Annotated in this window: 12 protein-coding genes; 9 read left to right on the top strand and 3 right to left on the bottom strand. The window is 63.6% G+C overall.

Annotation, left to right across the window (positions count from 1 at the left end; genetic code table 11):
• Positions 1-2: 2 nt before the first annotated feature.
• On the bottom strand, positions 3-872 hold the full coding sequence (locus tag ACN9M3_RS22775) for a LysR family transcriptional regulator (protein ID WP_426318706.1): 870 nt from the start codon (positions 870-872) through the stop codon (positions 3-5).
• Between the two features lie 86 nt (positions 873-958).
• Here ACN9M3_RS22775 and ACN9M3_RS22770 point away from each other — a divergent pair, with 86 nt between their 5' ends.
• Genes ACN9M3_RS22770 through maiA form a run of 3 tightly spaced genes read left to right on the top strand, consistent with a single transcriptional unit; the run spans position 959 to position 3,174 of the window.
• Positions 959-1,489, top strand: coding sequence for a VOC family protein (locus ACN9M3_RS22770; protein ID WP_426162956.1), 531 nt, complete (start codon positions 959-961; stop codon positions 1,487-1,489).
• Positions 1,490-1,510: 21 nt separating this feature from the next.
• A complete protein-coding gene (locus ACN9M3_RS22765) occupies positions 1,511-2,533 on the top strand; it encodes a fumarylacetoacetate hydrolase family protein (RefSeq protein ID WP_426162954.1) in 1,023 nt (340 codons plus the stop codon).
• Positions 2,530-3,174 carry a maleylacetoacetate isomerase gene (maiA, locus tag ACN9M3_RS22760; RefSeq protein ID WP_426162952.1) on the top strand — a complete coding sequence of 215 codons (645 nt, stop codon included), beginning with the start codon at positions 2,530-2,532 and terminating at the stop codon, positions 3,172-3,174. The genes ACN9M3_RS22765 and maiA overlap by 4 nt, the downstream gene beginning before the upstream one ends.
• On the opposite strand, the gene ACN9M3_RS22755 is transcribed toward maiA, so the two are convergent.
• Both ACN9M3_RS22755 and ACN9M3_RS22750 read right to left on the bottom strand, forming a co-directional pair.
• Complete coding sequence (locus ACN9M3_RS22755) at positions 3,175-4,848, bottom strand: diguanylate cyclase (protein WP_426162950.1); 1,674 nt, start codon at positions 4,846-4,848, stop codon at positions 3,175-3,177.
• Positions 4,849-4,934: 86 nt separating this feature from the next.
• Positions 4,935-8,612 (bottom strand): ATP-binding protein, encoded by a 3,678-nt coding sequence (locus ACN9M3_RS22750; RefSeq protein WP_426318705.1) that lies wholly within the window; start codon positions 8,610-8,612, stop codon positions 4,935-4,937.
• Positions 8,613-8,741: 129 nt separating this feature from the next.
• On the opposite strand from ACN9M3_RS22750, the gene ACN9M3_RS22745 reads away from it, so the two are divergent.
• The 6 genes from ACN9M3_RS22745 to iscR all read left to right on the top strand — a co-directional run bounded on the left by ACN9M3_RS22745 (position 8,742) and on the right by iscR (position 13,559).
• Positions 8,742-9,146 carry a hypothetical protein gene (locus ACN9M3_RS22745; RefSeq protein WP_426318704.1) on the top strand — a complete coding sequence of 135 codons (405 nt, stop codon included), beginning with the start codon at positions 8,742-8,744 and terminating at the stop codon, positions 9,144-9,146.
• Between the two features lie 33 nt (positions 9,147-9,179).
• Positions 9,180-10,520 carry a hypothetical protein gene (locus tag ACN9M3_RS22740; RefSeq protein WP_426162944.1) on the top strand — a complete coding sequence of 447 codons (1,341 nt, stop codon included), beginning with the start codon at positions 9,180-9,182 and terminating at the stop codon, positions 10,518-10,520.
• Between the two features lie 46 nt (positions 10,521-10,566).
• The gene (locus ACN9M3_RS22735; RefSeq protein ID WP_426318703.1) at positions 10,567-11,790 is read left to right on the top strand and encodes a molybdopterin-dependent oxidoreductase; all 1,224 of its coding nucleotides are present in this window, start codon (positions 10,567-10,569) and stop codon (positions 11,788-11,790) included.
• 10 nt (positions 11,791-11,800) lie between these two features.
• Positions 11,801-12,112, top strand: a complete 312-nt coding sequence (locus tag ACN9M3_RS22730; RefSeq protein WP_426162939.1) for a c-type cytochrome — start codon at positions 11,801-11,803, stop codon at positions 12,110-12,112.
• Between the two features lie 55 nt (positions 12,113-12,167).
• On the top strand, positions 12,168-12,929 hold the full coding sequence (locus ACN9M3_RS22725) for a uracil-DNA glycosylase (protein WP_426162937.1): 762 nt from the start codon (positions 12,168-12,170) through the stop codon (positions 12,927-12,929).
• Between the two features lie 147 nt (positions 12,930-13,076).
• Positions 13,077-13,559 carry a Fe-S cluster assembly transcriptional regulator IscR gene (iscR, locus tag ACN9M3_RS22720; protein WP_057259448.1) on the top strand — a complete coding sequence of 161 codons (483 nt, stop codon included), beginning with the start codon at positions 13,077-13,079 and terminating at the stop codon, positions 13,557-13,559.
• The last annotated feature ends 16 nt before the right edge of the window (positions 13,560-13,575 follow it).

The following is a 13,575-nucleotide window of genomic DNA, read 5'->3' as shown; positions in this document are numbered from 1 at the left end:
AATTATAGGGAATACTCGCCAAGCACGCTGATGAAGCGTTCCGCAGCCGGGGAGGGGGTGCGCGAGGTCTTGGTGTAGATGAAGAATTTGCGCTTGAGTTCCGGCTCGACCAGCGGACGCATTTCCAGTCCGTACAGCCGCACCATCGGCTCCGCATAGGGCAGGCAGGCGGTGATGCCGAGCCCTTCGGCCACCATGGCCAGGGCCGTCGTCATGAAGGTCACTTCGTTGTAGGGCGCCAGCGTGGTCATGTCGCGCAGCAGCCGTTCGGTGAACTGGCCCTGCAAGGCGATGAAGGGATGCTGGTTGACCTCCGCCCAGGCGACCGTGCGGCGGGCGGCCAGCGGGTGCGCGGACGGGAAGACCACCACGAAAGGCATCTCGAACAGCAGTTGCGCGTCCACTTCGGCCGTCACGTCGCGCTCCGGGCCGATGCCGACATCCACCTCGCCGCTGACCACGCGTGCGGCGACGTTGTCGACCGGGCAATCCACCAGTTGCACCTGCACGTCCGGATAAGAAGCGCGGAAGGCGCCGATCACCTGCGGCAGCAAGGTGCAGGCCATCATCTGTGGCGCGGCCACCCGCACGATACCCTTCTTCAAAGCCTTGCGGCTGGCGATATCGGCCATCGCCCCATCCAGGTCCTGCAGCATCTTGTCGAACAGCGGATAGAGCTCGCGCCCCACTTCGGAAAGTTGGACGCGACGTGTATTGCGTTCGACCACTTTCACGCCCAGCAGCTGCTCCAGCTCCTTGATCTGCCCCGACAGGGCGGACTGGGTGACATGCAGCAGTTCGGCGGCCGCGGTAAAGCTGCCGGTGCGGGCGACGGCGACCAGGGCGCGCATCTGGCGAACGGTTGGACTCATCAGAAAAACTAATAAATTGACGTGAAAATATCGTTTGTATGATAGCTGAAACAAGAGTTTAATGGCGGGATACAAAGGAGCCCGCCATGAAAATCAAGCAAATCCACCACGTTGCCTACCGCTGCAAAGACGCCAAGGAAACCGTCGAGTGGTACGTCAAGCACCTGAACATGAACTTCGTGCTGGCCATCGCGGAGGATGAAGTGCCTTCGACCAAGGCCCCGGACCCCTACATGCACGTCTTCCTGGACGCCGGCCAGGGCAACATCCTGGCCTTCTTCGAGCTGCCGACCCAGAAGGAAATGGGGCGCGACGAAAATACCCCGGCCTGGGTGCAACACCTGGCGCTGGAAGTAGGATCGATGGACGAGCTGCTGGCCGCCAAGGAGCGCCTGGTGGCCGCCGGCATCGAGGTGCTGGGCCCTGTCAACCACACCATCTTCAAGTCGATCTACTTCTTCGATCCGAACGGCCACCGCCTGGAACTGGCCGCCAACACCGGCACTCCGGAAATGATGCGGAAGCTGGATGATGTGAAGTGGGAAATGCTGGAAGAATGGTCTAAAACGAAAAAGGCGCCCAAGCATGCAGCCTGGATGCACGCGCCGCAGAATTAAGATCCGGAACTAAGGAAATACATGAAACTCGCTTCCCTGAAAGACGGCAGCCGCGACGGCCGCCTGGTCGTTGTTAGCCGCGACCTGAAATCCTGCCAGCCGGTACCGAACATCGCCGCCACCATGCAGGATGCGCTGGACAACTGGGACGTCGCCGCGCCGCAGCTCAAACAGATCTACGCCCTGCTGAACCAGGGCAGCGCATCGGGCGCCAAGCCTTTCGACGAAAGCATGTGCCACTCGCCGCTGCCGCGCGCCTACCAGTGGGCCGACGGTTCTGCCTACATCAACCACGTGGAACTGGTGCGCAAGGCCCGCAACGCGGAAGTGCCGGCATCGTTCTACACCGACCCGTTGATGTACCAGGGCGGCTCGGACAGCTTCGTCGGCCCGCGCGACCCGGTGTACGCGCTCGACGAAGCCTGGGGCATCGACTTGGAAGCGGAAGTGGCCGTCATCACCGGCGACGTGAAGATGGGCGCCAGCGATGAAGAAGCGGCCCAGGCCATCCGCCTGGTCATGCTGGTCAACGACGTCTCGCTGCGCAACCTGATCCCGAACGAACTGGCAAAGGGCTTCGGCTTCTTCAACTCCAAGCCAGCCAGTGCGTTCTCGCCGGTGGCCGTCACGCCCGAAGAACTGGGCAAGGCCTGGCAGGACAACAAGCTGCACCTGCCGCTGCTGGTGCAGATCAACCGCCAGCCATTCGGCAAGCCGAATGCCGGTGAAGACATGACCTTCAACTTCGCCCAGCTTGTGGCGCATGCCGCCAAGACGCGCGAGCTGTGCGCCGGCACCATCATCGGCTCCGGCACCGTGTCGAACAAGCAGGGCAGCCTGCATGGCTCCAGCATTGCCAACGGCGGCGTGGGCTACTGCTGCCTGGCCGAAGTGCGCATGTACGAAACCATCGAAGGCGGCAAGCCGGCAACCGGTTTCCTGCAATTCGGCGACACCGTGCGCATCGAGATGCATGATGCGCAAGGCAAGACCATCTTCGGCGCCATCGACCAGACCGTGCGCAATTACGGGGAACGTCAATGAAGCTCTATACTTACTTCCGCAGCTCGGCCGCTTACCGCGTCCGCATTGCGCTGAACCTGAAAGGGCTGGCGTATGAAGCGGTGCCGGTGCACCTGCTGCGCGACGGCGGCGAGCAACTGGCGCCGGCCTATCGCAAGGTCAATCCCGCGGGGCTGGTGCCGGCGCTGGAGGACAACGGCATCGTGCTGACGCAGTCGCTGGCCATCATGGAGTACCTGGAAGAGGTGCATCCGATGGTGCCGCTGCTGCCGCAGGATGCAGTGGGCCGCGCCCGCGTGCGCGCCCTGGCACAGACGGTCGCTTGCGATACGCACCCGCTGATGAACCTGCGCGTGCTCAAGCACATCAAGGGTCCGATGGGCCTGAGCGAAGAGCAGAAGATGGATTGGTACTACCACTGGATGGGCGAGGGCATGCAGGCGCTCGAAGCACACCTGGAGCGCGACGGCGACGCCGGCCGCTTCTGCTATGGCGACACGCCGACCATTGCCGATTGCTGCCTGGTGCCGCAGGTGTACAACGCGCAGCGCTTCAATATCGACCTGACGCCCTATCCGAACGTGGCGCGCATTGCTGCCAATTGTGCCGATTTGCCGGCGTTTAAGGCGGCGCATCCTTCCTCGCAGCCTGACGCAGAGTAATCAGAACTGCACGACGCGGTTGCGTCCTTCCTTCTTTGCCCGGTACAGCGCCTTGTCGGAGCGCACCAGCAGGGAGGAGGGCGTGTCCGGCGTGCCATGCGGGTCGGCTGCCGCCACGCCGATGCTGATCGTCAGCTCGACCTCGACGCCCGGCTCTATCCGCACGCGCAGCTCCGCCGCGCGTTCGCGCAAGCGCTCCGCCGCATGCACGGCCACCGCGATATGGGTTTCGGGCATCAGCAGCACAAACTCCTCTCCGCCGAAGCGCGCCACCATGTCCACCGCGCGCAGGCTCGCCGTCAGCAACGTCGCAGTCTGGATGATCGCCTGGTCACCCACCTCGTGGCCGTAGGTATCGTTGATGCGCTTGAAGTGGTCGATATCGATCATCAGCAGCGACAGCGGGTGGTGGAAGCGCCGCGCGCGTTCCAGCTCCTGCGCAATCTGCTCCGTCATCTTGCGCCGGTTGGCGATGCCGGTCAGCGGGTCGGTGGTGGCCAGCTGTTCCAGCTTGCGGTTGGCCTGCAGCAGTTCCAGCGTGCGCTGCAAAATGCGGTCCTCCAGGCTGCTGCGTTCCGATGCCAGCTCAGACATTGCGCGGCGCCTTGAGCGCAGCGACAACACCAGCGCTGTGATCAGCAGGCCCTCGAACACGATCAGCGCGCCCGCCGTGACGATCTGCCAGCGGTACAGCTCCCACACATTGTGCGGACGATTCAGGATCACCGCATCCTGCGGCAGGTTGCGCAAGCCGGCCTGGCGCGCCGTTGGATAGTCGAAATAATAGCCCTGCACCTGGCTGGTCATGGCCGGCTGGCCCAGCAGCAGGCGCGCCATCATGCGGCCCACTGCCTCGCCGCTGACCACATAGCCGCCCACCACGCCCGGCATCACCAGCGATTCGGAGTGGGTGAACAGCGGCGCCCTGGTGGCTGCTGCAATCTGCAGCGCCAGCTCGCGCGGCTGGAGCCGTGCATTGCCTTCGCCGCGCAGCGATGCCAGCATGAAGATGGCGCTGCTGCGATCGAGCCGCGCGGCGCGCTGCCGCAATTCCTGCACGCTGCCATCGTCCCACACCTCGAAGCGGATGGACGGGAAACGCGGCATCACGCTGCGGATGCGCTCCAGCCACAGCTGGCCGCGCGTAGTCTTGTCGCCGACGATGGCGATATGCTGCACGTTCGGCGCCACCAGCGGAATCACGCCGATCGCGCGCTCGAAATCGGAGCTCACCTCGTAAGCCATGCCATCGCGCGGCTGCCACTGCTCGCGCCCGTGATTGACATAGTGGCGCGGCACGCCGGCAAACAGTTCCGGATGGCTGGACAGGAAGCGCGCCGCGACGAAGTTCTCGGTCACGATGGCATCGAACTTGACGTCGGCGTACTTGGTGGCGAGGTAGGGCGCCATGCCCTCTTGCGACTTGTCCTCGCCGACCCGGTTGGCGTCGAAGCGCTCTTCGAAGATGGCCGGCGTCGCGCCCTGGCTGCTGCGTTCAAGTTCGTCGTACAGGCCCTTGTGCACCAGCCTTTGCCAGCCCGAGGAAGAATCGGCGCCCAGAGAGTACAGCACCAGTACGCGCCGTTCGTCCGCCAGGGCATGGCTGCAGGCGCAGGCCAGCCACAAGGCGGCGGCAAGGCACTGGACAGCACGGCGGGAAAAGTGGGGACGCATAGGGGAAATGAGTGTAGCACGGTCGCGTGCAACTTAATTTCCCTAAAGGCAACTATCGTGGCAGTTTTGCAACGCTCCCGGCGCATTTAATCGACCAGCAGGGCGTACAGCTGGGCGGGCGTAATCGGCTTGACAAGATGGGCCGCAAAGCCGGCCGCATGGGCGCGTGCCTGGTCGGCCGGCTGGCCGTAGCCGGTCAGGGCCACCAGCCGCGTGTTGCCATAACCGGGACGGCGCCGCAGTTCGGTGGCCAGCTCATAACCATCCATGCCGGGCAGGCCGATGTCGAGGATGGCCAGGTCGGGCACGAAGCTGGCGCTGGCACGTAGTGCGCTGGCAGGATCGGCGACGGCCTGCACCTCGTGACCGCCGACTTCCAGCAGGGCGCGCAAGCCTTGCAGCACGTCCTGGTTGTCGTCCACCAGCAGCACGCGGCGCGGCGCGGCGGCGGCCAGGCCGCCTGGCGCTGCGCTGGCAAGGGGCGCGCTGGCCAGGTCGCCCGCCAGCGGCATGCGGATGGTGAACTCGCTGCCGGCGCCAAGTCCGGCGCTATGCGCCTCGATCTCGCCGCCGTGCAGTTGCACCAGGCTGCGGGCAATCGCCAGGCCCAGCCCCAGGCCGCCGCGCGAACGGTCCAGCGATTGCGGCGCCTGCACGAATTTGTCGAACAGGTGCGGCAGCATTTCCGGGCCGATGCCGATGCCCGTATCGCGCACCTTGATCACGGCGCGTCCCTTGACGGCGCCAGCCTGCAGCCGGATATGGCCGCCCAGGTTGGAATACTTGGCTGCATTGGTGAGCAGGTTGACCAGCACCTGCACAAAACGCATCGGGTCGGCATCGACCGCCAGGCCGTGCGGCGGCACGTCCAGTTCCAGGCTTTGCTGGCGTTCTTCCAGCAGGCCGCTGACCGTCTCGAGCGCTTGCGCCAGCAGCCTGGATAGTTCGACGCGCTCGGGCCGCAGCGCAATCTTGCCTTGCGCGATGCGCGCCACATCAAGCAGGTCGTCCACCAGCCGCACCAGGTGGTGGGCCTGGCGTTCGATGGCTGCATGCTCGCGCGCCAGGCCGCCCAGGCCCTTGAGGCGCATCAGTTCCAGCGCGATCAGGATCGGCGACAGCGGGTTGCGCAGCTCGTGCCCCACCATCGCCAGGAAATCATCCTTGGTGCGGTTGGCCAGTTCGGCATCGCGCCGCGCACGCACCAGTTCGGTCACTTCGAAAGCGACGATGGCGACGCGGTCCACTTCGCCGCGCGCATTGCGCACCGGCTGGTGCACATAGTCGAAATAGCATTCCTGCAGGCCGCCGTCGCGCTTCAGCATGACGCGGCGCGCCTTGCCGGTCACCGGCTGGCCGCTGGTGAGCGCCAGTTCCATTTCCTCCACCATGCCCTGGCCCTCCAGTTCCGGGAACGCGCGCCGCATCGGCAAGCCGATCAGCTCGCGCTGCCAGCTCAGTTCCACGAAACGATCGTTGGCCAGTTCAAAGTCCAGGTCGGGGCCGCGCACAATGGCGATGGCGGCCGGCGCCTGCTGGAAGGTGTTGGCCATGCGTACCATATGGGCGCGTTCGGCCTGGCGGATGCGGGCCCGCATCAGCTGCGAGTCGACCCGCGTCAGCAGTTCGCGGGCGGAGAAGGGCTTGACCAGGTAGTCGTCGGCGCCGGCATTGACGCCTTCAATGCGCGCTTCCTCGCCGGCGCGGGCCGACAGCAGCAGCACCGGCACGTCGTGCAGCGCATGGTCGGCGCGCATGGCCGCGATCAGGCCAAAGCCGTCCAGCTCGGGCATCATCACGTCCGACACCACCAGCTCCGGCATGCCGGCCGCCATGGCGTCGAGCGCTTCGCGCCCGTTGGCGGCTGTGCTGACGTGCCAGCGTTGGCGCAGCAGGCGCGCCAGGTAGGCGCGCATGTCGGCGTTGTCGTCCACCACCAGCACGTGTGCGCCAAGCGTCAGCAGGCTCTCGTCGTCGGCCAGGTCGAGGAATGGTTCCTCGTCGTCTTCTTGCGGCAGCCAGCGCTGCGCTTCCAGCAGGAAGGCTTCACGCACTTCGCTGGTGTCGGCGTCGGCGACATTGGTCAACTGGTCCTCGCGCAAGTGGCTGTGGCCAAGCGGCAGCGTGATGGAGAATGTGCTGCCGACACCCGGCCTGCTTTCCAGGTCGATGCGTCCGTGCAGCAACTCCACCAGGTCGCGCACCAGCGCCAGGCCAATGCCGGAACCTTCGTGCGTGCGCGAGCGCGAGCCTTCCACGCGGCGGAAGCGTTCGAAAATGCGCTGCTGCTGGTCGGGCGAAATGCCGACGCCGGTATCGGTCACCGACAGCACGGCTGACTGGCCCTGTTGCCGCAGCCTGACCGTGATGCCGCCGTCGAAGGTGAACTTGAAGGCGTTGGACAGCAGGTTCAGCACGATTTTCTCGAACAGCGCGACATCAACCCAGGCGCCGGTATCGACTTCATCGCAGTCGACTGCCAGGTACAGGCCCGCGCTTTCGACCACCGAGCGGAAGCCGCTGGCCAGGTCGCGGGTGAGGCCGGCCAGGTCAACCCTGGCATATGTGGCGTGCATGCGGCCGGCCTGCACGCGCGAGAAGTCAAGCAGGGTATTGACCAGCTTTTGCAGGCGCAGGGCGTTGCGCTGCGCAAGCCGCAGGCGTTCGTGGTGCACAGCCGGCAGGCGGCTGGCGCTGTCGCCCAGCGCTTCTTCGATGGGGCCCAGCATCAGCGTCAGCGGCGTGCGGAATTCGTGGCTCACGTTGCTGAAGAAGGCGGTCTTGGCGCGGTCCAGTTCAGCCAGCGCTTCGGCGCGCTGGCGCTGCTCGGCAGCGGCGCTGGCATTCTGCACGGCAGCCGATAGCTGGCCCGCCACCAGGTCGCAGAAGGTGCGGTATTCCGCATCGAGCTGGCGGGCGGGGCTGGTGCCCAGGACGAGCACCCCATCCGTGATGGGCAAGGCCAGCGCCAAGCGCACCGCCTGGCCTGCAAGGCTTGAAGGCAGGCCGGGCATGCCATCCGTTGCAATTGTTGCCGCTTCGCCGCTGGCCAGGACTTGCTCCACTGGCCACAGCGCCAGGTCGCAGGCTTCCTCCGCAACGTGCGCCGTTTGCTGCAGGCGTATGCTGTCGCCGGTGCGCTTGAACAACAGCGCAAAAGGCATATCTTCCCGATTCTCGGCGATCGTGTGCATGGCGGTGGCGCAGGCGCTGGCCACGTCCTGCTCGCGCAAGGCGCTGGCCGACAGCGTCGACAGCGCGGCCAGGCGGCGCGCATTGAGGCGCGTGCCTGTCGTGTCGGTGGAAGGGCAGAACAGGCCGCCGACTGCGCCGGCTTCATTGAAGATCGGGCTGTAGGAAAAGGAGTACCAGACTTCCTCCACCCAGTCGCCGCGGTTCATGAAAAGCTGCACCGCGTCGACGTAGCTCGATTCGGCGCGCTGGAATACCTTGTCGACCAGCGGGCCGCAGTAGTGCCAGATTTCGGCCCAGACCTGCTGCGCCGGCCGGCCCAGCGCCCATGGGTGCTTGGCCGCACCCAGCACGTCGATGTAGGCATCGTTGTAGAGAAAAGTGGCATCCGGACCCCAGCCGATCCAGATCGGATGGCTCGAATTCAGCATCAGGTTGACGGTCGTGCGCAAGCTCTGCGGCCAGGCATCGAGCGGTCCAAGCGGCGTGGAAGACCAGTCGAAGGCTGCGATCTGCTGGCCGAGCGCACCTGGGGAAGCAAGAAACTGCAAGCTTTCCGGATTGATAGTCACACGTTTCTCTAGCTGTAATTTTTAGCAATTCTGCACTGTACGGAACTTGAACGGCGCACACAAGTGTCCTATACAGACAAGGCTCCGGCCGCGTTTGACAGCACGATGCAAGCAACGGATACTGGGGCGATGACGATGCCGCCTTTTCCCATCCGTAAGGAGTGCCCGCCGGGCGCCTGCGACTGCCAGCGCGAGTCACTGCTCGAGGACCCGCAGGCCGACTTGCGCGTCCTGCGCCTGACCAAGGAGGAAGAGAAGCGCCTGCTCGAACGCATCGAGGCGATCTCCACGTATGCGGAACTGATGCGCATTGGCCAGCGCCTGGAAGAGCAGCTTGGCGTCTCGGTCCGCATCGCGCCCGGCCCGAACGAAGTGCGCACTGTGCGCGGCTTCCAGATCGAGCTGGGCGACCAGCCCGGCCTGTGTCGAAAAACGCGGCAAACTGTACCTGCGGCGATACGCAAATGCCTTGATCGACACCCGGAAATCGCTTTTGCAATCCTGAATGCACACGATTTGTTTGCCGGGCAGTAAAATATATTTACTCCCTATCAAATCGAAAGCTGTATGTTTTGCAATATTCCGCGCGTGCTTCGCATGTCCTTCCTCGCCGCTACTTTGGCCCAGCCGCTGGCCTGGGGACAGGATGTGACAGCTCGCCTGGGGCAGTTGCGGGAGTTTTCCTACCTCGCCACCAATAGCACCCTGGCCGAATTGCAGAAACTGAAACCGCAAGTCGGGCAGTGGCCGCAGCGTGACCAGGCGACTTATTATTCCGTGCTCAGCAAAGTTACCCGGACTTCGGACCGCGCCACCTCGCTGAAGGCGGTCGCGGAGGAAGAGCGCATCGGCCATCAACTGGATGACGAATCGATCATCGCCAACAGCTTGCTCGACCGTTCCTATCTTTTCTCCGCGCTGGAAGACCGGGAGGCCGCGAGCAAGAACCTGGAACTGGCGCGCCAGCTGGCCGAACAGACCAGCGATTTTGCGCTCCAGGCCAAAGTAATCCTTACTGTTGGCCAGGATGAAATCCGCCGCGGGAATGGGCGCAAGGGACTGGAGTACATCGACAATGCCGTGGCGCTGGCTGACAAGTCGGGGCAGCCCATCGCTCAATTCATGGCGCTGCGCGCCAGGGCCTATGCGTTGAACGGACTGGCCGGCGGCAGCCAGGAAGCACTGAAGTCGATCGACGTCTTGAAAGCCAAGGCTGCGCTGATCCCGCTCGACGGACCGATGATCCGGGCCCGCTATGCCGAGTGGGAGATCGCTGAAAGCGCTGGCCAGGTTGCACGCGCCCGCGAAGCCCTGAACGATGTGGTGGCTTGGCTGCAGAAACACCATATGGATGAAGATGTGCCCGAGCTGCAAGTCACACTAGCGGACATGAGCTTGAAAAGCCAGGACTACAAGGAGGCGTTGTCGCTCAGCCAGGAATCCAAGAAGGCTGCCCTGGCTACCGGCAACAGCGAAATGGCGGAGATTTCGCAGTTCAACGAAGGGATCGCCCTGATTTACCTGGGCCAGCTTGACGCCGGCAGGGATGCCATCGAGGCGGTCAACATCGAGATGATGGATGCCGACGCGCTATCGGAATATGCGCGGGCGCTGGACTATGTCGGTCTGAAGGAGCTTGCGCTGCAGGTCTACGCGCGCGCGGGGCGCAAGGCGCAGGACGCCAACACGGTCCAGACCCAACTCCAGAAAAGAGAACGCGAAGACGAAGAACTCTTGCGCCAGAAGGATGAAAATACCAAGGATTTGCGCAACCAGTCGAAGCTGCGGCTGGCCTGGTCGGTGGCCGCAGCACTGGCCGCGGCGGCCTTGCTCGCGGTGGCCTTCCTGTACCGCAAGCTGCGCGCCGCCAACGTCAGGCTGAAGAATTCCGATTCCCCAGCGGAATAGCATGATAAATTTGCATCTCGAGTGAATCACCCACCGGGAGGCAGGCATGAAAAGCAGCATTCCAAGACGTGAATTCCTGAAACAGGCAGGCATGGCGGGCGTGGCGACCGCTTTGGGCAGCCCGGCGCTGTCGGCGCTGGCCGATTCGCGCAGCGTGACGCTGCCGTTTGAAAATGGCGAAAGGGATCTGGTGGCGTTTCCGCAGAAGCGCCCGATGATCGTGCTGACCAGCCGCCCGCCGCAGCTCGAAACACCCTTCAGCGTGTTCGGCGAAGGTGTGCTGACGCCGAACGATGCCTTCTTCGTGCGCTATCACTGGAGCGCCATTCCGACCTCGATCGACCCGCAGAGCTACCGCCTGAAGATCGGCGGCCACGTCAACATGTCGCTGGAACTGTCGCTGGCGGAACTGCGCCAGCTCGCCGACCCAATCGAGATTGTCGCGGTCAATCAATGCTCGGGCAATAGCCGTGGCCACTTTGCCCCGCGCGCCAACGGCGGCCAGCTTTCGAACGGCGCCATGGGCAATGCGCGCTGGACTGGCGTGCCGCTGAAAAAAGTGCTGGAGCGCGTGGGTATCAAGGCCGGCGCAGTGCAGGTGGCGTTCAATGGCCTCGATACGCCGCCCGCCGGCGACGGCCCCGATTTCGTCAAGTCGCTCAATATCGACCACGCGCTTGAGGAGGAAGTGATGCTGGCCTGGCAAATGAATGGCGAAGACTTGCCGATGCTGAACGGCTATCCACTGCGCCTGGTAGTGCCGGGCTATTACGGCACTTACTGGATCAAGCACCTGTCGGACATCACGGTGCTGGACAAGCCCTTCAACGGCTTCTGGGTCGCCAGCGCCTACCGCATTGCAGATAACGCCTGCGCTTGCGTAACGCCGGGCACGACGCCGGCCAAAACGGTGCCGATCAACCGCTTCAATGTGCGGTCTTTCATTACCAGCCACCAGGACGGTGCGCGGCTCAAAGCAGGCAAGCAGGTGGTTGTGAAAGGCATCGCCTTCGACGGCGGCTACGGCATCACCGAAGTCGCCTTCTCTGCCGACGGCGGCAAGAGCTGGCAGGCCGCGACGCTCGGGAAGGATATGGGCAAGTATTCCTTCCGCGAGTGGAGCGCTTCGTTCAAGCCGGGCAAGGGCGAGCACACACTGATGGTGCGCGCCGTGAACCGAATCGGCCAGAGCCAGCCTTCGACCGCACTGTGGAACGCGGCCGGCTATATGCGCAACGTGGTGGAAACCACCCGCGTCATCGCGGCTTGAGGAGGAACCGATGAAGACCTTTGCCATCATGCTCCTGCTGTCCGCCGGCGCCGCCAGCGCTGCCGAGATCAAGCTGCCCGACGAGACGGCGGCCTACAAACAGAGCACATTGCCGGGCTACCAGCTCGTGCTGGCCAACTGCCTGCTATGCCACTCGGCGCAGTACGCGCAGATGCAGCCGCCAACGTCGCCGCGCAGCTACTGGGAGGCTACGGTGAAGAAAATGAAGAAACCGTTCGGCGCCCAGTTCTCGGACGACGACGTCCCCGCCATGGTGGATTACCTCGCCAAAGTCTACGGTGCGGAGAAGCCCAAGCCGTAGACCGCAATGGCTGGCGGCGATACAATCTCGCCTTTGCCCATCACCGACAGCCGCCATGACGATTCCCAGCCCCATCCTGCAAGCGCTCGACCGTGCCCACCCTTCGTGGCGTCCGATCCTGGAGCGCGGCCTGCAGGCGATTGCAGCGGCCAACCCGGCCTACCTGCCGGAACTGGCGGATGACAGCTACCTGCCGACCGAACTGCGCCTGTTTGCCGCCTTCCAGCAGCCGCTGGAGCAGGTGCGCTACGTACTGGTGGGCGAGGGGCCTTATCCGCGTGCAGAAAGCGCTACCGGCGTCTGTTTCATGGACGGCGCTGTCAAAGGCCTGTGGTCGGAAGAAGAGGGCGGCGGCCTGTCCAAGCCCGTCAATAAAGCCACTTCGCTGCGCAACTTCATGAAAATGCTGCTGGTCGCCGATGGCCAGCTCGAGGAAAGCAATACCGCCGGCGAAGCCCTCGCCGCTTGTTCAACCCGTGCCAAGTCCGGCGCCGCGATCCAGACCCTGGCCGAGATGCAGGAGCGCCTGCACGGCCACGGCTTCCTGCTGCTGAACGCCTCGCTGGTGTTCCGCCCGCATGTTGCTCCAGTGAAAGATGCCAAGGCCTGGCTGCCATTCTTCGAGACCGTCATGCAGGCGCTGGCCATCCAGCAGCCAAAATTAATTCTTTGGGGAAAGATCGCCGAACAGCTCAACAAGCTGCCCAGCGTGCAGGCCTTGCCGCAGATCGTGGCGGAACACCCTTACAACCTGTCGTTTATTGCTAATAAGAAAATGCAGGCGCTGTTCGGCCCGATGGGATTGCTGAAGAGGTAAGAAGGGCGCGTATTGCCCCTCGGACAGCGAAAGGCGCGTCCGGCAAGGTCTGCGCAAGTCTGTTATACTTGACTAAATCGTTCAAGTAATCAGGTTTTGATTTGCGAGAACAGAACGATATTTTAACTGAGTTGAACCGAGGTTGTGATGCGTCTGACTACCAAAGGCCGTTTTGCAGTGACTGCGATGATTGACCTGGCTATGCGCCAGGGCAAGGGTCCGGTGACGCTTTCCGGAATCAGCCAGCGCCAGTCGATTTCCCTGTCTTATCTCGAACAATTGTTCGGCAAGCTGCGCCGCCACGAAATCGTGGAATCGATCCGCGGCCCTGGCGGCGGCTACAGCCTGGCCCGCAAGGCAGACAAGGTGACCGTCGCCGACATCATTATTGCTGTTGACGAACCGCTCGATGCAACCCAGTGCGGCGGCAAGGAGAATTGCCACGGCGCCGACCATGCGAACGGCGCCCGCTGCATGACCCACGAACTGTGGGCCACCCTGAACGAAAAGATGGTCGACTACCTGGATTCCGTGTCGCTGCAGGACCTGGTGGACCAGCAAAAAGCCAAAGCCGCGGCAGAGCAGCCAGTCCATGTGCACCGCAACAGCAACCAAGCAGCCCTCGGTTAACCGAATTGGAGTAATT

It is taken from the genome of Pseudoduganella sp. R-43 (assembly GCF_049913255.1).
Lineage (GTDB): Bacteria > Pseudomonadota > Gammaproteobacteria > Burkholderiales > Burkholderiaceae_D > Rugamonas.
Note: the sequence above shows the minus strand (reverse complement) of the source record. Positions and strands in the feature narration are given on the sequence as shown.